Source organism: Agrobacterium tumefaciens (genome assembly GCA_025560025.1).
Lineage (GTDB): Bacteria > Pseudomonadota > Alphaproteobacteria > Rhizobiales > Rhizobiaceae > Agrobacterium.
Genome location: CP048485.1, coordinates 2,147,176 through 2,167,016, shown reverse-complemented (window position 1 = coordinate 2,167,016; position 19,841 = coordinate 2,147,176). Strand labels below are relative to the sequence as shown.

The following is a 19,841-nucleotide window of genomic DNA, read 5'->3' as shown; positions in this document are numbered from 1 at the left end:
GTTTAGGCATCGGGTTTTTCGAAAACCGCGATACACTTTTCGGCCCGATGCCCTATAGTTGCATCATGCTCGATCTCGTCATCGCCTATTGGCCGCATATCCTTGCCGTTCTCTCCATTTTGATGGGAACAGTGGCAGCCGTGCATGCAACCATGACGAAGGAGGAGGTCCGCTCGGCGCTTGGCTGGGTCGGCGTCATCGTCCTGTCGCCGATTGTCGGTGCCGTCATCTATGCCATTGCCGGTATCAACCGCATTCGCCGGTCCAACATCACCCAGCAGCGATCCTTCATGCTGGACGAGATCATGGATCGCGTGGCGCGTCTCGACGCGAGCGGCGAACTCATCGCTGCGCGGTTCGGACGCCGTTTCGAGGCGATGAAGACGCTGGGTGACCGGGTGACGCGCCATGCGCTGACAACGGGAAACAGCATCGAGCCGCTTGTGACCGGTGATATCGCTTATGCCGCCATGCTGGAAGCGATCGGGGAGGCGAAGCGGTCGATCATTCTCGAAACATATATTTTCGACAATGACAGGATCGGTGCGCGCTTTGTGGCGGCGCTGGAAAGGGCGAAGTTTCGCGGTGTTGAAGTCAGGGTTCTCATCGATGCCGTGGGTGCGCGTTATTCCGTACCGAGCATTCTGCCGACGCTCAGGGAAAAGGGCATCGTCGCCGATGTCTTCAACGGCAATGTCATCATGGGGCTTCGGCTGCCCTATGCCAATCTGCGGACCCACCGCAAGATTCTCGTGGTGGACGGACGCATTGCCTTTAGCGGCGGCATGAATATCCGCGAGGGTTTCACACTGGAATTCGGTGGCGAAAAACAGTCGCACGACACCCATTTCAGGATCAGCGGCCCGGTGGTATCGGATTTTTTCTCCATCGCGGCGGAGGACTGGCGGTTCACCACGGGGGAGCTTCTTGATACGCCCGTCTGGGACATTGCCATTCCCGATGGCGTGCCAGGATCGCAGATCGTCGCCCGGGTATCATCCTCCGGGCCGGACAGGAGCATCGAGACCAGTCACAAGATGCTGATGGGTGCGTTTTCCGTCGCCCGCTCCTCCATTCTCATCATGTCGCCCTATTTTCTCCCCGATCGGGAGCTTATTTCGGCACTCATTACCGCAGCGAGGCGGGGGGTCGTGGTGGATATCATCGTGCCGCAAAGCAACAATCTGGTGCTGGTGGACAGGGCGATGACGGCGCAGTTCGACCAGATGCTGAAGAATTACTGCCGCATCTGGCGGGCAACGGGAGCTTTCAACCATTCCAAGCTTCTGGTGATCGACGGGTGCTGGACCTATATCGGTTCCTCCAATCTCGATCCGCGTTCCCTGCGGCTGAACTTCGAGATCGATCTCGAAGTCATGGATAAGGAATTCGCCGCGGCGATCGGAAACCGCATTCGCGATGCGCGGGCAACCGCTTTACCTGTCCGGCTGAGCGAACTGAATGCGCGGCCATTCGTTGTCCGTTTAGTGGAGCGTGTCCTTTGGCTCGCTTCGCCCTATCTTTAGTCGGAGGCATTGCAGCGTGAAGAAAAACGGTTTGCTGAACAGCGAAAAAACGGCTCTGGCGGCGAATAGCAGTTTGCCCGCCTTCGTCATGCAGTCGCTTCGCGACCGTCGCCAACGGCAGAATGCGGTGCAGGCGGGAAAAGATCATTCCTTCCCCGTCATCGCTTCCTATAATGTGCATAAATGTGTGGGCCGCGACCGCAAGTTCGATCCGGATCGTACCAGCCGCGTCATTCAGGAAATCGGTGCAGACATCATCGCGTTGCAGGAAGCCGACAGCCGTTTCGGCGAGCGAACGGGCCTGCTCGATCTTGCCCGGCTGGAGCGGGAAAGCGGGCTCGTTCCCGTGCCGATACAGGCAGGCGTCAAGGCGCATGGATGGCACGGCAATGTCGTGCTGTTCCGGGAAGGCGCGGTCCGGGACGTGCATACATTGAAATTGCCGGGGCTGGAGCCGCGCGGTGCGCTTGTCGTGGAACTCGACCTGAAGAGCGGCGGCACGCTGCGCATCATCGCCGCGCATTTCGGTCTTCTGAGACATTCCCGCGCCCAGCAGGCCAAGGCGCTTATCGGCCTTCTGGAAGCGCGCAACGAATGCGCGACCATTCTGATGGGAGACCTGAATGAATGGCGGCTTGGCAATGGCTCATCGCTCAATACTTTCAGGGACGCCTTCGGCGGCCTGCCGCCCGCGGTGCCGAGTTTTCCATCCAACCTGCCGGTGCTGGCGCTCGACAGGATCATCGCCAATCGCGAGGGACTGATCGAGCAGGTGGAAGCGCATGACAGCGCGCTGGCGCGTGTCGCCTCGGACCACCTGCCACTGAAAGCGGCGATCCGGACCGACCTTCTTCCGACCTAAGTTCCCGCAATATCAGGTAAAGCGTTCAGAGCCTGTGCGCTGCTGTGAGGTGGCTGCGCGAACGGGCTTCCAGCAACGATGTGCGAATGGCCTCCATCAGCCGCTCGCGGTTGTTTCTGGTCTTGCCCCTGTCCAGATTCTGCGCGGAAAGCGCCAGGTCCAGACCTTCATGCATCACTATTGAATAGGCAACGGTTGTTGCCCAGGATTCGTAATCCTGCTCCATCATGTAGCCCCTGAACTAAATCATTTAGTCCGAATCACCCTGTTCTTGGAAATTACCACAAAATACAAAGCATAAAATAGCATTGTTTCTTTTGATGTTCGTCAATGCGGCCGAATATATTAAGTTTCCGGAGCTTCTAGTGAGATGCAATGTCCCGATTGTTGTCGCTTAAGTATTTGAAACAGATTCTATTTCAGAAAAATCGCATGAACGTTTTGTGTCATGAAAAACGCCGCGCATCGGGGGATGCGCGGCGGGCTTGCGTCGAAGGTTGCGGTGGATGGGAGTGTGGTTTCAGCCGGCCTTTTCGAGCTTGTAGTCCGAATTGGCCGGTTCTTCCTGCTTGTGCTGGATGAGCGGACGGTTGCCCGCCAGCTTGCGTACCAGCACATAGAATACCGGTGTCATGAAGATACCGAAGAACGTCACGCCGATCATGCCGGAGAAGACCGCGACACCCATGGCGGCGCGCATTTCCGCACCCGCACCGGTGGAGACGACCAGTGGCACCACGCCCATGATGAAGGCGAGCGAGGTCATCAGGATCGGGCGCAGGCGAAGCCGGCTTGCCTCGATGGCCGCCTGAAGCGGCGTTCGTCCCTCGAATTCCAGCTCGCGGGCGAATTCCACGATCAGGATCGCGTTTTTCGCCGAGAGACCGACAAGGACGACAAGGCCGATCTGCGTAAAGATGTTGTTATCCCCTCCCGTCAGCCAGACGCCCGTCAGGGCCGCAAGCACACCGAGAGGCACGATCAGGATGATCGCGATCGGCAATGTGAGGCTTTCATATTGCGCGGCCAGAACCAGATAGACCAACAGCAACGCCAGCGGGAAGACCACGATGCTGGAGTTACCGGCCAGAATCTGCTGGTAGGTCAGGTCCGTCCACTCGTAGTCAATGCCGGCAGGCAGGGTTTCAGCGAGGATTTTTTCAATCGCCGCCTGCGCCTGTCCCGAGGAGTAACCCGGTGCCGGGCCGCCGTTGATATCGGCTGCGAGGAAGCCGTTATAACGGTTGGTGCGCTCCGGTCCCGTCGTTGCATCCACCTTCAGCAGCGTGGAAAGCGGGATCATCTGACCCGTTGCCGAACGCACCTTCAGGCGGCCAATATCTTCCGCATGGGCGCGGAATTGCGCGTCTGCCTGCACACGCACGCTGTATGTCCGTCCGAAGGCGTTGAAGTCGTTGACATAGAGCGAACCCAGATAGATCTGCAGCGTCTGGAAGACATCGCTGACCGACACGCCCAGCTGCTCGGCCTTGGCGCGGTCGAGATCGGCGAAGAGTTGCGGCACGTTGATCTGGTAGCTGGAGAAGATGCCAGCCAGCTCCGGCGTCTGATAGGCCTTGGCGATGACCGCCTTGGTTGCTTCATCGAGCGCCTGATAGCCGTAGCCGGCGCGGTCCTCGATCTGCAGCTTGAAGCCGCCCGTCTGGCCGAGGCCGTTGACCGGCGGCGGCGGGAACATGGCGATGAAGGCATCCTGAATGCCTGCGAACTTCTGGTTCAGCTGCATGGCGATGGCGCCACCGGAGAGTTCCGGCGTCTTGCGGTTTTCGAAGTCATCGAGAACAGCAAAGACGATGCCGGAATTGGAGCCGATGGTGAAGCCGTTGATCGACAGGCCCGGGAAGGCGATGGCGTGGCTGACGCCCGGCTGTTCCATGGCGATGTCGCTCATCCGCTTGATGACGCTTTCCGTGCGGTCAAGCGTTGCTCCATCAGGAAGCTGTGCGAAGCCGATCAGGTATTGCTTGTCCTGCGCCGGCACGAAGCCGCTCGGAACGGTGCTGAACATGCTGTAGGTGGCTGCGACCAGCGCCATATAGACGATCATCACCAGGCTCTTGCGCGTCACCAGCCCGCCCACGGTTTTGCCGTAGCCATTCGAGGCGGCGCCGAAGGCGCGGTTGAAGCCACGGAAGAACCAGCCGAAAAGCCGGTCCATGACGCGGGTCAGCCAGTCTTTCGGTGCACCGTGTTCCTTCAGCAGCAGGGCTGCAAGAGCGGGCGACAGCGTCAGCGAGTTGATCGCTGAAATGACGGTGGAGATGGCGATGGTCAGCGCGAACTGCCGGTAGAACTGGCCGGAAAGGCCTGAAATAAAGGCGAGCGGCACGAAGACGGCGACCAGAACCAGCGCAATGGCGATGATCGGGCCGGACACTTCGCGCATCGCCTTATAGGTGGCGTCACGTGGCGAGAGGCCGTTTTCGATGTTTCGCTCGACGTTTTCAACGACCACGATGGCGTCATCCACCACGATGCCGATGGCGAGCACGAGCCCGAACAGCGTCAACGCGTTGATGGAAAAACCGAAGGCATACATGACGGCGAAGGTGCCGATGATCGAGACCGGAACGGCGATCAGCGGAATGATCGAGGCGCGCCAGGTTTGCAGGAAGAGGATGACGACAAGCACCACGAGGCCAACGGCCTCGAGGAGTGTATCGACAACCTTCTCGATGGAAGAACGTACGAATTTCGTCGTATCGTAGACGATCTCGTATTTCACACCGTCAGGCATTGCCAGCTGCAGATTGTCCATCGTGGCGCGGACATTGTCGGCGATTTCGATGGCGTTGGAGCCGGGGGCCTGAAGCACCGCGACAGCCACGGCGGGTTCGCCGTCGAGCAGCGAGCGCAGCGTATAGTCGGCAGCGCCGAGCTCGATGCGGGCGACATCGCGCAGGCGGGTAATCTCACCGTTGGCGCCGCTCTTGACGATGATGTTGCCGAATTCTTCCGGCGTCGTCAGACGGCCCTGGGCATTGACGTTGAGCTGCAGATCGACGCCGTTCGGGCTCGGGGAGGCGCCGATAACGCCGGCTGCGGCCTGCACGTTCTGCTGGCGGATGGCGTCGGAAACGTCGCTTGCGGCGAGATCATGCTCGGCCACCTTTTGCGGGTCGAGCCAGACGCGCATGGAATAGTCGCCTGCGCCGAAGACCTGAACCTGGCCTACGCCTTCGATACGGGCAAGCCGGTCCTTGACGTTCAGCGTCGCATAGTTGCGCAGATAGGTGATGTCATAGGCATCTGTCTTCGAGACGAGGTTGACGACCATGATGAAGTCGGGCGAGCTCTTGACGGTGGTGATGCCAAGAGCGCGGACTTCCGCCGGCAGGCGCGGTTCGGCCTGCGACACGCGGTTCTGCACCAGCTGCTGCGCCTTGTCGGGATCGGTGCCGAGCTTGAAGGTGACGGTCAGCGTCAGCACGCCGTCGGAGGTTGCCTGGCTGCCCATATAGAGCATGTCCTCGACGCCGTTGATCTGTTCTTCAAGCGGTGTCGCGACTGTTTCGGCGATAACGGCCGGGTTCGCGCCGGGATAGGTGGCGCGGACGACGACGGATGGCGGAACAACTTCCGGATATTCGGAAATCGGCAGGGCGCGCATGCCAAGAAGGCCTGCCACCACGATCAGGATCGACAGCACGCCGGCGAATACCGGCCTGTCGACAAAAAATCTGGAAATATTCATATCCAGTCCCTCTCCGGGTATATTTTGGAAATGCAAAGGCCGTTCCGGCGGCTTTTCTGCCGCCGGTTCTGGCCGGTTCTGTGTAGAGTGCGTCTCGCGGGGGAGCGGGACGGGATTACTGCGAGGCGGCGACCTTGTCTTCCGCCTGCGGGGCAATGGTGGCGCCGGGGCGAATGCGCTGCAGGCCGTTGACGACGATCGTGTCGCCGGCGGCTAGACCGCTATCGATGATACGCTGGCCATCGGCCGGTGCACCGGGCTTGATCTGGCGGTAGCTCACCTTGTTTTCGGCATCGACCACGAAGACGAAGCGCTTGTCCTGATCCGTGCCGATGGCGCGATCACTGATGACGATGCGGTTTTCCGGCTTGGGTTCACCCATGCGTACCCGCACGAACTGACCCGGAATGAGCCTGCCATCAGGATTTTCGAAGACGGCGCGGACACCGATGGTGCCGCTTGCCGAATCCACCTGGTTGTCGATCAGGTGCAGCGTGCCCTTGATCGGCGTGCCTTCATCCGAAAGCGTGCCGATTTCCACCGGGATCTGTTCGAGGGCGGGCAGCGCGCCGTCCGTCTGCGGCAGTTCGGCAAGCGCCTTGGCCACGACGCCTTCGCTGGCGTTGAAGCTGGCATAGATCGGGTTGACCGAAACCAGCGTCGTCAGGGCAGGCGAGGTGGAGCCGGCGGCGACGAGGTTGCCGGCGGTGATTTCGATGCGGCCAACCTTGCCGGAAACCGGGGCGCGGATTTCGGTATAACCGAGATCGAGCTCAGCCGTCGTCAAAGCGGCGCGGGCGGCGCGAAGCTGGGCTTCGGCATCCGCAAACGAGCTTTGCCGCTGGTCGAGATCGCTCTGGGAGATTGTGCGATTGTCGGAAAGCCTGCGGCCACGGTCTAGTTCGGTCTTTGCAAGGCTGACCTTGGCTTCGGCCGAGGCGACCTGCGCTTCGGCGCCGGCGACGGCAGCCTGATAGGGGGCCGGATCGATGGTGAAGAGGGCGTCGCCTTCCTTCACCAGCGCGCCTTCGCGGAAATGCACGGCCTGTATCTGGCCGGCGACGCGGGAACGGATCTGCACCCGATCAACGGCTTCGAGACGGCCGGAAAACTCTTCCCAGCGCATGACGTCACGGCTTTCCACCTTGGCGACGGTAACGGGGATTGCGGGCGTTTCGGCAGGCGTGGAGGCAGCGGTCGCATCGCGGCTGGCGGGGAGGTCGAAAATGAGTGCTGCGGCTGCAACGGACATAGCAAGCCCGATACCGGCGCCCGTCAGGGCCCGGCGCTTTGTGGTCAGCGTCATGGGTTTCTCCTTGGCTCCGATCAGGAGCCGATCAGTTTCTCAATAAATGCGGTATTTAGTGTTTTATCTGGTCAACGAAGGTCTTGAACTCCGAACAGACGGATGAGACCCATCCGCCGCCCTCTCCTTGATAAAGCCCCGTCCAGCCGATGCCGGCGGGGAAAACATGCTGCCGGACGCTGACACCGGAGGCGATGAGCCTGTCGGCATAACCGACCGTTTCGTCGCGCAGAGGGTCGTCCTCGGCGGTAAAGATCAGCGCCGGCGCCACCCGGTTCAGCCGCGTGCACTGGCAGGGCGCGGCATAGGGGTGGAAAAACCCGCAGGCCTTGGCAAGGTAATGGCTCCAGCCATCGGCCCACCTTTGGCGCATGCCGATCCTGTCCGCGTCGCGGAAGGATTCCGTCGTCATCATCGGGTCGATCATGGGCGACAGAAGTATTTGACCGGCAAGCTTGCCCGGCATGCGGTCCCGGGCCTTGAGCGCAAGTCCCGCCGCCACATTGCCGCCTGCCTCTTCACCGGCCACGAACAGCAGCGATTTCGCGCCGCCATAATGCTTGCGGTCCCGGCTCAGATGATCGAGCGCCTCATAGGCGCAATCGATCACCATCGGAAATTCATTGCCGGAAGGCTTGCTATAGTCAGCCTCGACAACGATCGCACCACATTCCGCCAGGGCGCGCGCTACCGGAAGCTCCGGGCAATTGCCGCCCTTCTCCAGAAACGAGCCGCCCCGCAAATAAAGGACGACGGGCGGGTGGCTGCACAGGCCGGCGCTTTCATATCGGCGCACCGAAAGCCCCGATGCGGAGCCTCCGCAGCTTTCGATATTTTCCCAATGCGCTTTCATCTGATCCGGTCCCGTCAGCCGCCGTTGGCAGCTCACCATATTTGCAAAATCTGAAATGCATATTATTGTTCGGACGAAAACGATCAAGTATGTCAAAATGAATTCACTATTCCAAATTAACGGATAATAGCTTCATGGATCAGCTTTCCGCCATGCGGGTCTTCACACGTGTCGTCGAAACCGGCAATTTCAGCCGTGCCGCCACCGCGCTGAACATGCCCAAAACAACCGTCACCAACATGGTGCAGGCGCTGGAGGCGCATCTGCAAACAACGCTTCTCAACCGCACCACGCGGCGGGTGATGCTGACGACGGACGGCGCTCTCTATTATGAGCGGGCATCGCAGATTTTGTCGGAAATCGAAGAACTTGATGGCAGCATGTCCAGCGCTCAGGTTCAACCCTCCGGCCGGTTGCGGGTGGAAATGGCCGGTGTCTTCGCGGACTTGGTGGTTATCCCACATCTCTGCGAATTTTACCAGCGTTATCCGCAGATCCGTCTCGACCTGGGTGTCGGCGATCGTCTGGTCGATTATATCGCGGAAAATGTCGATTGCGCGCTCCGGGTCGGTGTGCTGCGCGATCAGTCGCTGATTGCCCGCAAAGTCGGCGAGCTCAGCTTCGAGACATTCGCAGCCCCTTTTTACATCGAAAATTTCGGCATGCCCGAGAAACCGGAGGATTTGGAGAACGGCCACTATTCCGTGGGCTACCTCAATGCCACGACGGGCCAGATCATGCCGATCTCCTTCGATAATGGGGTTCGAAGCGTTGAGCTTACGCCCAATTACGTCGTGTCGGTGAATGATAGCCGCACCTATCTCAATGCGGCGCTGGCGGGTATGGGCATCGTGCAATTGCCCGTTTTCATGGTCAAGGATGCCTTGGCGCGCGGCGAACTGGTGCCGGTTCTGCCGGAATGGCGGCGCGAACCGATGCCGATTTATGTGGTCTATCCGCAGACACGGCACGTCACCAATAAGGTCCGGGTCTTTGTCGACTGGCTGGCAAAGCTGGTTCACGGCATGGTTTGAGATCAGCTGCCGCCCGGTTCTTGCGGCGACAAAATTGATGACAGCGCGCGAACCTGCACGGCCATGTGTTCATTGCAGGCGAAAACGGCATGCGAGTGCTTGCAGACCACACATCACTTGAGACATTTGGATAGAAATTGTCCGTCTGATCTGGAAGACTGGAGCGGGCGAAGGGATTTGAACCCTCGACCCCAACCTTGGCAAGGTTGTGCTCTACCCCTGAGCTACACCCGCTCAAAAACCGCTGGTCCGGGGTAGTTCGCTGGACTGCGGGCCGCCGAAGCGGCGACGGGTGCTATATCGCTCAATCGATTTTGGAATGCAATAGCTTCTTTGCGGTTTTGCCGGAAATTCCTTTGTCGCACATCCTTATCGGGGCATGGTGAGCGAAGCCGTCCGAAATACCGGGCTTGCCGGTGAAGCCATTGTTAAAATTGATCTTTGCAGCTTTGTCTTTGGCTGGCACATGTCGTGTAACAGAAAAAATCACCTATTTACATTTGGTTAAAATCTGATTCGACAAGTGATTCGTTCGGGTGTACAAATTCCCTGTCCACAAGAAAAATCGAAACGATATTGGGAACGATACTTGGCATATCATCATCGGGAGGATGAGCCTTGTCGTACGCAGCTTTTGAACGGGTTGGCGCACAATTGTCGCCAGAGCAGATCACCGATCTGCAGACTATTTTCGATGGCGTATGTTTCGAATGCTTTCAAGACCGCAGCAGCCACGTTGCCAATGAGTGCGCGGCGGTTTTGATCCGCAGCGCCCAGCGCGGCATTCTCGACCACGAGATGTTGCGCGATATCGGTCTTGCGGTTTTACGTCGGCACTGATTGCGCCATATCACAATAAAAAAGCGCCCGAGCATCTCGGGCGCTTTCGTGTGTGTTGTGGCGGCCGCTTCCGGCTCAGCTCTTTTCCTGAACATGCGCTTCAAGGAACCACAGCGACTTGTCGAGATCGCGCGAGGCGGCGGTGAAGATATCAGCCGTCGTCGGGTCGCCGGCCTCGTCGGAATCGTCGATCGCCTTGCGGATCATGTTCGCGACCTCGCCATAACGTTCGATCAATTCGTCAAGATGGTCGTGGATCTTGTAGATATCGGTCGGATAGGCCTTGAGCTTCGTCGTCGAGGAAACCGATTGCAGGCTGCCGAGCGCCGTGCCGCCAAGCTGGACCACACGTTCGGCGATGGTGTCGCCGTGATTGTCGAGCTGGGTGCGGAAGGTGTCGAGAAGTTCATGCACGGCGATGAATTGCGGGCCCTTGAGGTTCCAGTGCGCCTGCTTGGTGATGAGTGCAAGGTCGATCACCGAGGCCAAGGATTCGTTGAGAATGCCGATCACGGTCGACTTGGCGTTGGAAGGCAGGTCGTTCTTCGTCTTGTGCGTCTTCATCGATGTCTCCTGAAGTTGCGGACGGAATGCCGCTTTGGAAAAGTCCGTCGTTTAACGTCCGGGCCTGAGGCCCTGTTCCATGTTAGGGAACGCGACGACAAAAATCCTGCACAATCATCATGTCATTCGTAAAACAGGCAGATGCGCCGGCCGTCTATCTCATTGACGCGGATCGGCATGTCATAGATGTCGTTGAGGATGTCCGGACGGATGATCTCTTCCGCCGGCCCCTGATGGCAGATGCGGCCTTCGCGCATGGCGATGATGGTGTCTGAATACCAAGAGGCGAAGTTGATGTCGTGCAGCACCAGAACCACGGTCTTCTTCAGCTCATCGGCGGCATTGCGCATGATCTTCATCATGCTGGAGGCGTGTTTCATGTCGAGATTGTTGAGCGGTTCGTCGAGCAGCACGTAATCGGTATCCTGGCACAGCACCATGGCCACGAAGGCGCGCTGGCGCTGGCCGCCGGAAAGCTCGTCCAGAAACCGGCCGGCAAGGGCTTCGAGATTGAGATATTCCAGCGCCCGGTCGATATGGACCTTGTCCTCGATGGTGGGGCGGCCCTTGGAATAGGGGTAACGGCCGAAACCGACGAGGTCGCGCACTGTCAGGCGTGAGGAGATGTGGTTGTCCTGTCGCAGGATGGAGAGCCGCTTTGCCAGCGTATCGGAAGCGGTCTTGCTCACATCCAGCCCGTCGACCGTCACCGTGCCTGTGTCCATGGACATAAGCCGTGCGACGATGGAGAGCAGCGTTGATTTTCCCGCCCCGTTCGGGCCGATGATCGAGGTGACCCCGCCTGCCGGAATGGAGACGGAGACACCATCGACGACGAGGTTATCGCCATAGGATTTGCTGATCTGACTGGCGACGATCATCGCGCACCCCGCTTCAAAATAAGACCGATAAAGACGATGCCGCCCAGAAATTCGATGATGATCGAGAGCGCCGTATCGAAGGCGAAGACTCGCTCCAGCACCACCTGGCCACCAACGAGGCAGATCACGGCGATGAGGATCGCCGCCGGCAGCACATAGGCGTGTTTGCCATTGCCGGTGAGATAATGGGCAAGGGCTGCGACCAGCAGGCCGAAGAACATGACCGGGCCAACGAGAGCGGTGGAGACGGCGACCAGCACCGAAACCAGCACGAGGATCATGGTGACCGTGCGTTTATATTCGACGCCGAGGCTGATGGCTGTCGCGCGGCCGAGCGAGAGGACGTCGAGCGTGTGCATGAGCCTGAGCCCGATGATGGTCACCGCGCCGATGATGATGGCGGAGACGGCAAGAAGCGTCGGATCGATGGAATTGAAGCTGGCGAAGAGCACATCCTGCAGCACCGTATATTCATTGGGGTCGAGCACGCGCTGCATGAAGCCCGAGAGGCTGCGGAAGAAGACGCCGAAGACGATGCCGACCAGCACCAGAAGATGCAGGCTGCGTTCCGCGCCGACGAAAAGCCAGCGATAGAGCAGGGCGGAAAAGGCGACGAGCAGGCTGGTTTCGGCGAGAAATTTCAGCTGCGGATCGATCATGACGACGGTTGCCGAGCCGAAGACGAAGATCAGCCCGGTCTGCATCAGCACATAAAGCGAATCGAAACCCATCACCGAGGGGGTGAGGATGCGGTTGTTGGTGACCGTCTGGAACAGCACGGTGGAGACCGCGATGGCATAGGCCACCAGCAGCAGTGACAGAAGCTTGACGCCGCGAAACGGCAGCACGAAACTCCAGCTTCCCTTGGCGCCGAGCGTCATGAAGGCGGCCATGGAGATGAGTGCAAATGCCGCGAGCACGAGCAGAACGGTTTTTGCACGCCGGTCGGGATGTCTCTCACGCATGGTGGCGTTTCCGCAGCAGGAGATAGAGGAACAGCGCGCTGCCGATGACGCCGACCACGGTTCCGATGGGTATTTCGTAAGGCGCACGCACGGTCCGGCCGATGATGTCGCAGGAAAGCACAAAGACAGCGCCCAGCGTCGCCACCCAGGGTACCGAGCGGCGCATATTGTCGCCGATCATCAGGCTGACGACATTCGGCACGATCAGCCCGAGAAAGGGAATCATGCCGACGGTGACGACGACGACGGCGCTCACCAGCGAGACGATGGTGAGGCCGAGCGCCATCACCCGGCGATAGTTGAGGCCGAGATTGGTGGTGAAATCGCGGCCCATGCCGGCGACGGTGAAGCGGTCGGCGGCGAGATAGGCGGCGATGGCGAAAAGGAAGCCGATCCACAGCAATTCATAACGGCCGCGCAGCACGCCGGAAAAATCCCCCGTCATCCATGCGCCCAGCGATTGCAGCAGATCAAAACGATAAGCGAAGAAGGTGGTGACGGCGGAGATGACGCCGCCCAGCATGATGCCGATCAGCGGCACCAGCAGCACGTCGCGCAGCGGCACCTGCCTCAGGATACGCAGGAACAGCGCGGTGCCGGCGAGCGCGAAAACGGCGGCCACCAGCATCTTGCCGAAGATCGGCGTGTCCGGCGCCAGCAGGGTGACGGTGAGCAGGCCAAGGCCGGCGGATTCGGTGGTGCCCGCCGTCGAAGGCTCCACGAAGCGGTTGCGCACCAGCATCTGCATGATGAGACCGGCAATCGCCATTGAGCTTCCGGCCAGTATCAGCGCCAGCGTGCGCGGAATGCGGCTGACGAGCAGAACGCGCAGCGCGTCTGCGCTGGTATCAGGCGAAAAGAGCGTCGCGAGCGAGACATTGCTGACGCCGACGAACAGGCTGGTAATGGCGAGCACCAGAGCCAGAAGAAGGGCAAGGATGAGAGACAGGGATTTCACTTCGGCGGTTTTTCGAAAATGGTGAAAGCTCCCGGTGGCTTCGCAGGCTGTCGAAACAGTTGTTCGACCTCTCCTTTGTCATCCTCGGGTCAAGCCCGAGGATGACGTCGGGTGTGGAGCAGCCTTCAGGATCGGATGCCCGGCAGTCTTTACGACTTCTTCTCGGAGACGGCCTTGTAGACCTGATCGAGCAGGGTGGAGAGCGCCGTATAACCGCTGCTGACGATATAGGCCGCCTGCGGGTCGAGATAAACGATCTGCTTTTTCTTCCAGGCATTGGTCTGGTGCACCAGCTCGTTGTCCAGCACCTGCGCGGCTGCCTTACCGGGGTCGGTGGCGCGGCCGATGCCGGCGTCGCGGTCGATCACGAACAGCCATTCGGGATTGACCTCGGCGAGATATTCGAAGGAGACGACATCGCCGCGGTCGAAGCGGTCGTCGATGTCGGCTGCGACCGGCTTGAAGCCGATTTCGGTGTGCAGCCAGCCGGTGCGCGAACTCGGGCCATAAACGCCGACCTTGCCGGCATTGGTGAGGAGGATCATCGCCGTGCCGGAATTGGGTGCGATTTCCTTCAGCTTGGCCACTTTTTCATCGATGGCGGCGTCGAGCTTCCTGGCTTCTTCCTGCTTGCCGAAGATATCGCCGAGCTTGGTGATGTTTGCTTTCACGCTGCCGATGAATTCCTTGGAATCCACCGACATGTCGATGGCGGGCGTGATCTTCGCAACGTCAGGATATTTCGCCCGCGAACGGCCGCCGACGATGACGAGATCGGCCTCGGCCGCATTGATCGCCTCATAATCGGGCTCAAACAGCGTGCCGACCTTCAGATATTTGCCATCGGCATATTTCTGCAGATAGGTCGGCAGATTGGAGCTGACCACACCTGTGGGCTCGACACCGAGCGCATCGAGATTGTCGAGCGAGGGAATATCGAGAACCAGAACCTTCTTCGGCGCCGCCTTCAGCACGGTTTCGCCCTGCGCGTGCTTGATCGTCATTTCTTCGGCACTTGCCGTCATCGCGCCGAGGCTGAAGGCCGCTGCCGTCAGCAGCCGAAGGGGGAAGGTGAAGTTGATGGCCACTGATATGTCCCTTGCAATATGGTTCCGAGCTGGCGGACGTGATCCCGCCGGGTTAACTTGATGTTGGCGATCAGCTTTATTGGCAAGGTCAGCGGAAATCAAAATTATGTTTTAGAACGGTTCTGAATTGCCGTGAGCGGGAAAGGGGGAGAGGGTGGAGCAAGACTCGTTGTGATCGCCGGACGTAGGACGCAGCCTAGCCACGACATCCGTCATGTCGGACTTGATCCGGCATCCAGCCGACGCGCGTCTGCGCGGCGATGAGGGTTCTTTCAGCCCAAGGACTTGGGCTGGCTGGATGCCGGATCAAGTCCGGCATGACGGGGTCTCAATAGCAGCAACAGGTAAGCAGGTTCCCCTCACTCCGGTGGCCAGTCGCCGACGATTTCGCGTCTCTCCAGTTTCAGGGAGCGGTCCGGTTGCACGCGGTAGGTTTCGATAGCCAGCCGCCCGTCGCCCATGACGAATTCATTGCTGAGCGTGCTGCCGATGGGGGATTTGGTCAGTTTGGTGCGCGGCTGCCCGCCATAGGTGATGCTGCCGGGAATGGGTTCGACATCGGGGGCGGTGGTGCAGCCGGTAAGCGCCAGAACCATCATGATCGCGATCGTGCGCATATTTTTCTCCTGCGTTGGGGCGGAATCATATCATGGCCGCGACTGCGCCACACATCCCGTTGGCGTGAATAAAAAAGGCCCCGCATCCGAAGATACGGGGCCAGTTGCCTTGGGAGGTTCCTGGTTTCTCAGTCCTCGTTGGCGGCAAGCTGCGTCAGCACCTCGCCACGGCCGCGGATACGCATGATAAGCGGGATGATGAAGGCGGCTGCCGCGACAGCGAAGAGGCCGACGGCGATCGGTGAGGTAAACAGCACCGTCGGATCGCCCTGGCCGATGGCCAGTGCGCGGCGAAGCTGCTGTTCCGCAAGCGGGCCGAGGATCAGGCCGACGACCGCAGGCGCAATCGGATAACCGAAGATGCGCATGACGTAGCCGAGGATACCGAAGGCGAGCAGCATGCCGAGTTCGAATACCGAGGGGTTGGCGCCAATGGTGCCGAGCGTCGCGAACAGCAGAATACCCGCATAAAGCCAGGGCTTCGGAATGGTCAGCAGTTTCACCCACAGGCCGACGAGCGGCAGGTTCAGAACCAGCAGCATCAGGTTTGCGATGAACAGGCTGGCGATCAGACCCCAGACGAGCTGCGGATTGGTGGCGAACAGCAGCGGGCCGGGCTGCAGGCCGAACTGCTGGAAGCCGGCGAGCATGATGGCGGCGGTCGCCGTCGTCGGCAGGCCGAGTGTCAGGAGCGGCACGAGCGTACCGGCGGCGGACGCATTGTTGGCCGCTTCAGGACCGGCAACACCTTCAATGGCGCCATGGCCGAATTCTTCCGGATATTTGGTCAGCTTCTTTTCAGTGGCATAGGATAGGAAGGTGCCGATTTCAGCGCCGCCCGCCGGCATGGCGCCGATGGGGAAGCCGATCAGGGTGCCGCGCAGCCAGGCTTTCCAGGAACGCGCCCAGTCCTGCGCACTCATCCAGACCGAACCCTTGACGGCCTCGACCTTGTCGTCGCCAGTCTGGCCCTGCGCGACAATGAAAAGCGTTTCGCCGATTGCGAACATGGCGACCGCAAGCGTCGTCACTTCGACGCCGTCAAGCAGGTCGGGAATGCCGAAGCTCATGCGGGTCTGGCCCGTCAGCTGGTCGATGCCGACGATGGCGAGCGCAAAGCCGATGAACAGCGAGGTGAGGCCGCGCAGCGCCGAATCCCCGAAGGCGGAGGAAACGGTGACGAAAGCCAGCACCATCAGCGCGAAATATTCGCGCGGGCCGAAAACCAGCGCCAGCTTGACGATAAAGGGCGCAACGAAGGCCAGCGCGATGGTGGCGATGAGGCCGGCGACGAAGGAGCCGATGGCGGCGGTGGCCAGCGCCGGGCCGCCTCTGCCCTTGCGGGCCATCTTGTTGCCTTCGAGCGCGGTCACGATCGAGGCGCTTTCGCCCGGCGTGTTGAGCAGGATCGAGGTGGTCGAGCCGCCATACATGCCGCCATAATAGATGCCGGCGAACATGATGAGCGAACCGGCGGGATCGAGCCGGTAGGTAACGGGCAGAAGCAGCGCCACGGTCAGCGCAGGGCCGATACCGGGCAGAACGCCGACGGCGGTGCCGAGCGTGACGCCGATCAGCGCATAGAGCAGGTTCATGGGTTGGGCGGCAACCTCAAGACCGTGCAGCAGGAATTCAAAGGTACTCATGGACAGATGTCCCCCTGTCGGGCGGAACGGCTGGCTTTTGCGTCATCGCGCGCCAATTGTTCCTGTGATCTCGAATTTTGGTCGGAATGGCTGTTAGAAGAGCAGCCGTTCCAGAGGCCCGGCGGGCAGTGAAAGCTGCAGCAGCCGCGCGAAGATGAACCAGATGAAGAAGCTCAGGGCGATGCCGATGGGGATCGAATACCAGAGCTTGCGTTTGCCGAAGGCGCGCGCCGTAAAGGCGAAGAGCAGGCCGGTGGCGATGGAGAAACCGGCAATGTTCAGCAGCAGCATCTGTGCGGCAAGGCCGGCGACGACCCAGATAACCGGGGCGATTTCCTGTTTGTCGCGTTCGGGAAAATCACCGCGCCAGGCTTCGATGGCTGTCCACAGCGCCAGGCCGATAAGACAGAAGCCGATAGCGTAAGGCACCGTTGCCGGGCCGACCGGCGAATAACCGGTGACGCTGGCGAGACGCGCGCTGTCCCAGAAGATCACCGAGGCGATGATGACGAGGAAGATGGCGATCGCCAGCGCCGCCCAGTCAGGGCGGCGCTTTTGATGCTGCGAAGGGTTAGAACCCTGGCTCATTTTACCAGTCCGATGTCTTTGAGGATGGCGGCGGTGGCGTCAGTATCCTTGGCGAGCTGCGCCTTGAATTCGTCACCGGCGAGATAGGTGTCCATCCAGCTCTTGGTCTTCAGGGTTTCCTGCCACTTGGCGGACTTCACCAGCTTTTCGATGTCGGCATTGACGGCCTTTTCCTGTTCCGGCGTCAGGCCGGGAGGAGCGGCGACCATGCGCCAGTTCTGGACGACGACATCAAGGCCGCTTTCCTTCAGCGTCGGCGCATCAACGCCTTCCAGCTTCTCTTCACTGGAAACCGCGAGCAGGCGCAGCGTGCCGGCCTTTACCTGGCTTTCGAATTCGCCGTAGCTCGAAATACCGGCGGTTACCTGCGAGCCGAGGATCGAGGCAAGCGCTTCGCCGCCGCCGGAATAAGCGATGTAGTTGATCTTGGTCGGATCGACGCCGGCCGCCTTGGCGATCAGGCCAACCGCGATGTGGTCGGTGCCGCCAGCAGAGCCGCCGCCCCAGGAAACGCTGCCCGGATCCTTCTTGAGCTGGTCGACGAGGTCGCCGATGGTCTTCAGCGGCGAGGATGCCGGAACGACGATGGCTTCATATTCGCCGGTCAGACGGGCGATCGGTGTTACTTCCTTAAGCGTGACGGGCGCGTTGTTGGTGAGGATCGCGCCGACCATCACGTAACCGCCGACGATGAGGGCGTTCGGGTTGCCCTTCTGCTGGCTGGCGAATTGTGCAAGACCGATGGTGCCGCCGGCGCCCGGTACGTTCTGCACCTGAACGCTCTTGGAAATGCCTTCTTCCTGCAGCACGCTCTGCAGGGAGCGCGCGGTCTGGTCCCAGCCGCCGCCGGGATTGGCCGGCGCGATGATGGTGTAATCCGCTGCAACCGCCGGAAGAGCGATCACGCCCGCCAGAAATGTGCCGATAAGAAAATGCTTCACTTGGAAAACCCTCCTCAGGATGCCCTTTTGGGCGTCGTTTTTCGTTTATGCGGGGGGCTTTTCGGACGCGTCTGTACCGGCGCTGAATGCTCAGCGTGGGGCCTTGCAACCGTCCTGGATTTCCTCCCGCATCTTCTTCCGCCTCCACGGAATGAAGAAGGATTGCAGAGCATCACAAAAAGCTGTCATCTAACTGACGCTACGCAAGTCCTTGCGCATTTACTCTCTATTAATTTGTATCGGACGTCTACTGTGGCGTGTGGGATGGCTTTGTTTTGCGCCTTTGAAGCTTGGTCCACACCCTCATTCCTGTGACGAGCACTGGAATGAGGGGGAACCTACTGCGACCGCAACGCTTCGTTCCAGCGCTCGATCAGACGGCTGCGTTTGACCTGATCCAGATACACCATCAGACCGGGGCTGACCGGGACCGGGCGCAATTGCGCGCCGTGGATGGCCTGCATGGTGTTGGCGGTGTTTTCGCCCGCCACTTCCGGGCTGACGGCGGGGATCTGCAACTGCCGGGCCATGATCGTCTGGCCCTCCTTCGACATGAAGAATTCCAGATAACGGCGGCCGAGCGCCGGGTTGGCGGCGGCTTCCGGCACCAGGCCGATGCGCGACATGACGACGGTATAGTCTTTCGGCAGCACGATGCCGACATCGGGGTGGCGCGAGGCCCAGTCCGCCGCATAGGAGCCGAGAATATTGTAGCCCAGCACGAAACGGCCGTCGGAAACGCGTTCCAGAATGGCCGAGGAGGTGGAATAGACCTTCACGCCTGCTGCGCCCATGGCCTTGATGACGCTCCATATATCGCCGAACTGTTCCTGATCCCGAGACATGAACAGGAAGCCGACACCGGAGCGTTCGATGTCGTAAGTGGCGATGCGGCCGTGGATTTCCTTTGCATGACGTTCGAGATAATCCACGAATTCGGCACGGGTGGCGGGCGGTTTTTCGGTGGTGAAGCTCGGCTTGTGATAAACGAAGACTGCGGGTTCGAAGGTCAGCGCATAGGCGGTATTGCGCCAGTTGGCCCAGGCGGGCCAGCGGGCGCTCATGGCGAGGTCAGAACGCTGGGCATAACCGTCATTGCTCAGCTTCACCTGCAGATCCATGGCGGAGGAAAACGCGAAATCGGCGGTCTTTTTGCCGGCGTCGGTTTCTTTGACGATGCGGTCGTAAATCTCGCCCGTCAGCATATCCTCGTAATGGACGGCGATATCGGGATTGGCCTTCTGGAAACCCTCGATCATCGGCGTCGCCAGCGGTTCGTCCAGCGAGGAATAGACCACCAGCGTCTCGGCATCCGCCTTGCCGGAGGGTGCCGGAAAGATGGCGACTTGCGCAAGGGCGGGCGAGGCCATGCAAAGACAGAGACAGAGGAGAAGGCAGATACGCATGGAAAAGATCATGCAGCAGGCGCTGGCCATTCACAAGCGGTAAGGGTCTGG

The 19,841-nt window shown here is 60.1% G+C and carries 18 protein-coding genes and 1 tRNA gene; 4 read left to right on the top strand and 15 right to left on the bottom strand.

Annotated elements, in window-relative coordinates:
* Positions 1-65: 65 nt before the first annotated feature.
* The gene (locus FY152_10650) at positions 66-1,526 is read left to right on the top strand and encodes a phosphatidylserine/phosphatidylglycerophosphate/cardiolipin synthase family protein (protein UXS33266.1); all 1,461 of its coding nucleotides are present in this window, start codon (positions 66-68) and stop codon (positions 1,524-1,526) included.
* A 16-nt stretch (positions 1,527-1,542) separates the two neighbouring features.
* Positions 1,543-2,388, top strand: coding sequence for an endonuclease/exonuclease/phosphatase family protein (locus FY152_10645; GenBank protein ID UXS32528.1), 846 nt, complete (start codon positions 1,543-1,545; stop codon positions 2,386-2,388).
* Positions 2,389-2,413: 25 nt separating this feature from the next.
* On the opposite strand, the gene FY152_10640 is transcribed toward FY152_10645, so the two are convergent.
* From FY152_10640 to FY152_10625, 4 genes are all read right to left on the bottom strand, one after another.
* Positions 2,414-2,617: a hypothetical protein gene (locus tag FY152_10640; GenBank protein UXS32527.1), complete on the bottom strand. Its 204-nt coding sequence runs from the start codon at positions 2,615-2,617 to the stop codon at positions 2,414-2,416.
* Positions 2,618-2,908: 291 nt separating this feature from the next.
* The gene (locus FY152_10635) at positions 2,909-6,103 is read right to left on the bottom strand and encodes an efflux RND transporter permease subunit (GenBank protein ID UXS32526.1); all 3,195 of its coding nucleotides are present in this window, start codon (positions 6,101-6,103) and stop codon (positions 2,909-2,911) included.
* Positions 6,104-6,218: 115 nt separating this feature from the next.
* On the bottom strand, positions 6,219-7,409 hold the full coding sequence (locus tag FY152_10630; protein ID UXS32525.1) for an efflux RND transporter periplasmic adaptor subunit: 1,191 nt from the start codon (positions 7,407-7,409) through the stop codon (positions 6,219-6,221).
* Between the two features lie 55 nt (positions 7,410-7,464).
* Positions 7,465-8,262 (bottom strand): alpha/beta hydrolase, encoded by a 798-nt coding sequence (locus FY152_10625; GenBank protein ID UXS32524.1) that lies wholly within the window; start codon positions 8,260-8,262, stop codon positions 7,465-7,467.
* Positions 8,263-8,396: 134 nt separating this feature from the next.
* Here FY152_10625 and FY152_10620 point away from each other — a divergent pair, with 134 nt between their 5' ends.
* On the top strand, positions 8,397-9,296 hold the full coding sequence (locus tag FY152_10620; protein UXS32523.1) for a LysR family transcriptional regulator: 900 nt from the start codon (positions 8,397-8,399) through the stop codon (positions 9,294-9,296).
* Between the two features lie 159 nt (positions 9,297-9,455).
* Here FY152_10620 and FY152_10615 read toward each other — a convergent pair.
* Positions 9,456-9,530 (bottom strand) — tRNA-Gly (locus FY152_10615).
* Between the two features lie 384 nt (positions 9,531-9,914).
* On the opposite strand from FY152_10615, the gene FY152_10610 reads away from it, so the two are divergent.
* Positions 9,915-10,136 carry a hypothetical protein gene (locus FY152_10610; GenBank protein ID UXS32522.1) on the top strand — a complete coding sequence of 74 codons (222 nt, stop codon included), beginning with the start codon at positions 9,915-9,917 and terminating at the stop codon, positions 10,134-10,136.
* Positions 10,137-10,211: 75 nt separating this feature from the next.
* On the opposite strand, the gene dps is transcribed toward FY152_10610, so the two are convergent.
* The 10 genes from dps to FY152_10560 form a co-directional block, all read right to left on the bottom strand.
* Positions 10,212-10,700 (bottom strand): DNA starvation/stationary phase protection protein Dps, encoded by a 489-nt coding sequence (gene dps, locus FY152_10605; protein ID UXS32521.1) that lies wholly within the window; start codon positions 10,698-10,700, stop codon positions 10,212-10,214.
* Positions 10,701-10,822: 122 nt separating this feature from the next.
* Positions 10,823-11,581, bottom strand: a complete 759-nt coding sequence (locus FY152_10600) for an ABC transporter ATP-binding protein (GenBank protein ID UXS32520.1) — start codon at positions 11,579-11,581, stop codon at positions 10,823-10,825.
* Positions 11,578-12,546: an iron chelate uptake ABC transporter family permease subunit gene (locus FY152_10595; GenBank protein ID UXS32519.1), complete on the bottom strand. Its 969-nt coding sequence runs from the start codon at positions 12,544-12,546 to the stop codon at positions 11,578-11,580. The genes FY152_10600 and FY152_10595 overlap by 4 nt, the downstream gene beginning before the upstream one ends.
* Entirely contained in the window at positions 12,539-13,504 is a 966-nt protein-coding gene (locus FY152_10590; protein ID UXS32518.1) for an ABC transporter permease, read from the bottom strand. The genes FY152_10595 and FY152_10590 overlap by 8 nt, the downstream gene beginning before the upstream one ends.
* A 149-nt stretch (positions 13,505-13,653) precedes the next feature.
* Positions 13,654-14,592, bottom strand: a complete 939-nt coding sequence (locus FY152_10585) for a siderophore ABC transporter substrate-binding protein (GenBank protein ID UXS32517.1) — start codon at positions 14,590-14,592, stop codon at positions 13,654-13,656.
* Positions 14,593-14,951: 359 nt separating this feature from the next.
* Positions 14,952-15,209, bottom strand: a complete 258-nt coding sequence (locus tag FY152_10580) for a hypothetical protein (GenBank protein UXS32516.1) — start codon at positions 15,207-15,209, stop codon at positions 14,952-14,954.
* A 128-nt stretch (positions 15,210-15,337) separates the two neighbouring features.
* The gene (locus tag FY152_10575; GenBank protein ID UXS32515.1) at positions 15,338-16,855 is read right to left on the bottom strand and encodes a tripartite tricarboxylate transporter permease; all 1,518 of its coding nucleotides are present in this window, start codon (positions 16,853-16,855) and stop codon (positions 15,338-15,340) included.
* A gap of 93 nt (positions 16,856-16,948) precedes the next feature.
* A complete protein-coding gene (locus FY152_10570; GenBank protein ID UXS32514.1) occupies positions 16,949-17,443 on the bottom strand; it encodes a tripartite tricarboxylate transporter TctB family protein in 495 nt (164 codons plus the stop codon).
* Entirely contained in the window at positions 17,440-18,384 is a 945-nt protein-coding gene (locus FY152_10565) for a tripartite tricarboxylate transporter substrate binding protein (GenBank protein ID UXS32513.1), read from the bottom strand. The genes FY152_10570 and FY152_10565 overlap by 4 nt, the downstream gene beginning before the upstream one ends.
* Before the next feature lie 338 nt (positions 18,385-18,722).
* Positions 18,723-19,802, bottom strand: a complete 1,080-nt coding sequence (locus tag FY152_10560) for an ABC transporter substrate-binding protein (GenBank protein UXS32512.1) — start codon at positions 19,800-19,802, stop codon at positions 18,723-18,725.
* Positions 19,803-19,841: the final 39 nt, after the last annotated feature.

Bases quoted from the DNA above. Each gene is read 5' to 3' on its own strand.
- FY152_10570 (UXS32514.1), bottom strand. From the start codon at position 17,443: ATGAGCCAGGGTTCTAACCCTTCGCAGCATCAAAAGCGCCGCCCTGAC.
- FY152_10600 (UXS32520.1), bottom strand. From the start codon at position 11,581: ATGATCGTCGCCAGTCAGATCAGCAAATCCTATGGCGATAACCTCGTC.
- FY152_10650 (UXS33266.1), top strand. From the start codon at position 66: ATGCTCGATCTCGTCATCGCCTATTGGCCGCATATCCTTGCCGTTCTC.
- FY152_10630 (UXS32525.1), bottom strand. From the start codon at position 7,409: ATGACGCTGACCACAAAGCGCCGGGCCCTGACGGGCGCCGGTATCGGG.
- dps (UXS32521.1), bottom strand. From the start codon at position 10,700: ATGAAGACGCACAAGACGAAGAACGACCTGCCTTCCAACGCCAAGTCG.
- FY152_10635 (UXS32526.1), bottom strand. From the start codon at position 6,103: ATGAATATTTCCAGATTTTTTGTCGACAGGCCGGTATTCGCCGGCGTG.
- FY152_10560 (UXS32512.1), bottom strand. From the start codon at position 19,802: ATGATCTTTTCCATGCGTATCTGCCTTCTCCTCTGTCTCTGTCTTTGC.
- FY152_10575 (UXS32515.1), bottom strand. From the start codon at position 16,855: ATGAGTACCTTTGAATTCCTGCTGCACGGTCTTGAGGTTGCCGCCCAA.
- FY152_10625 (UXS32524.1), bottom strand. From the start codon at position 8,262: ATGAAAGCGCATTGGGAAAATATCGAAAGCTGCGGAGGCTCCGCATCG.
- FY152_10640 (UXS32527.1), bottom strand. From the start codon at position 2,617: ATGATGGAGCAGGATTACGAATCCTGGGCAACAACCGTTGCCTATTCA.
- FY152_10620 (UXS32523.1), top strand. From the start codon at position 8,397: ATGGATCAGCTTTCCGCCATGCGGGTCTTCACACGTGTCGTCGAAACC.
- FY152_10580 (UXS32516.1), bottom strand. From the start codon at position 15,209: ATGCGCACGATCGCGATCATGATGGTTCTGGCGCTTACCGGCTGCACC.
- FY152_10595 (UXS32519.1), bottom strand. From the start codon at position 12,546: ATGCGTGAGAGACATCCCGACCGGCGTGCAAAAACCGTTCTGCTCGTG.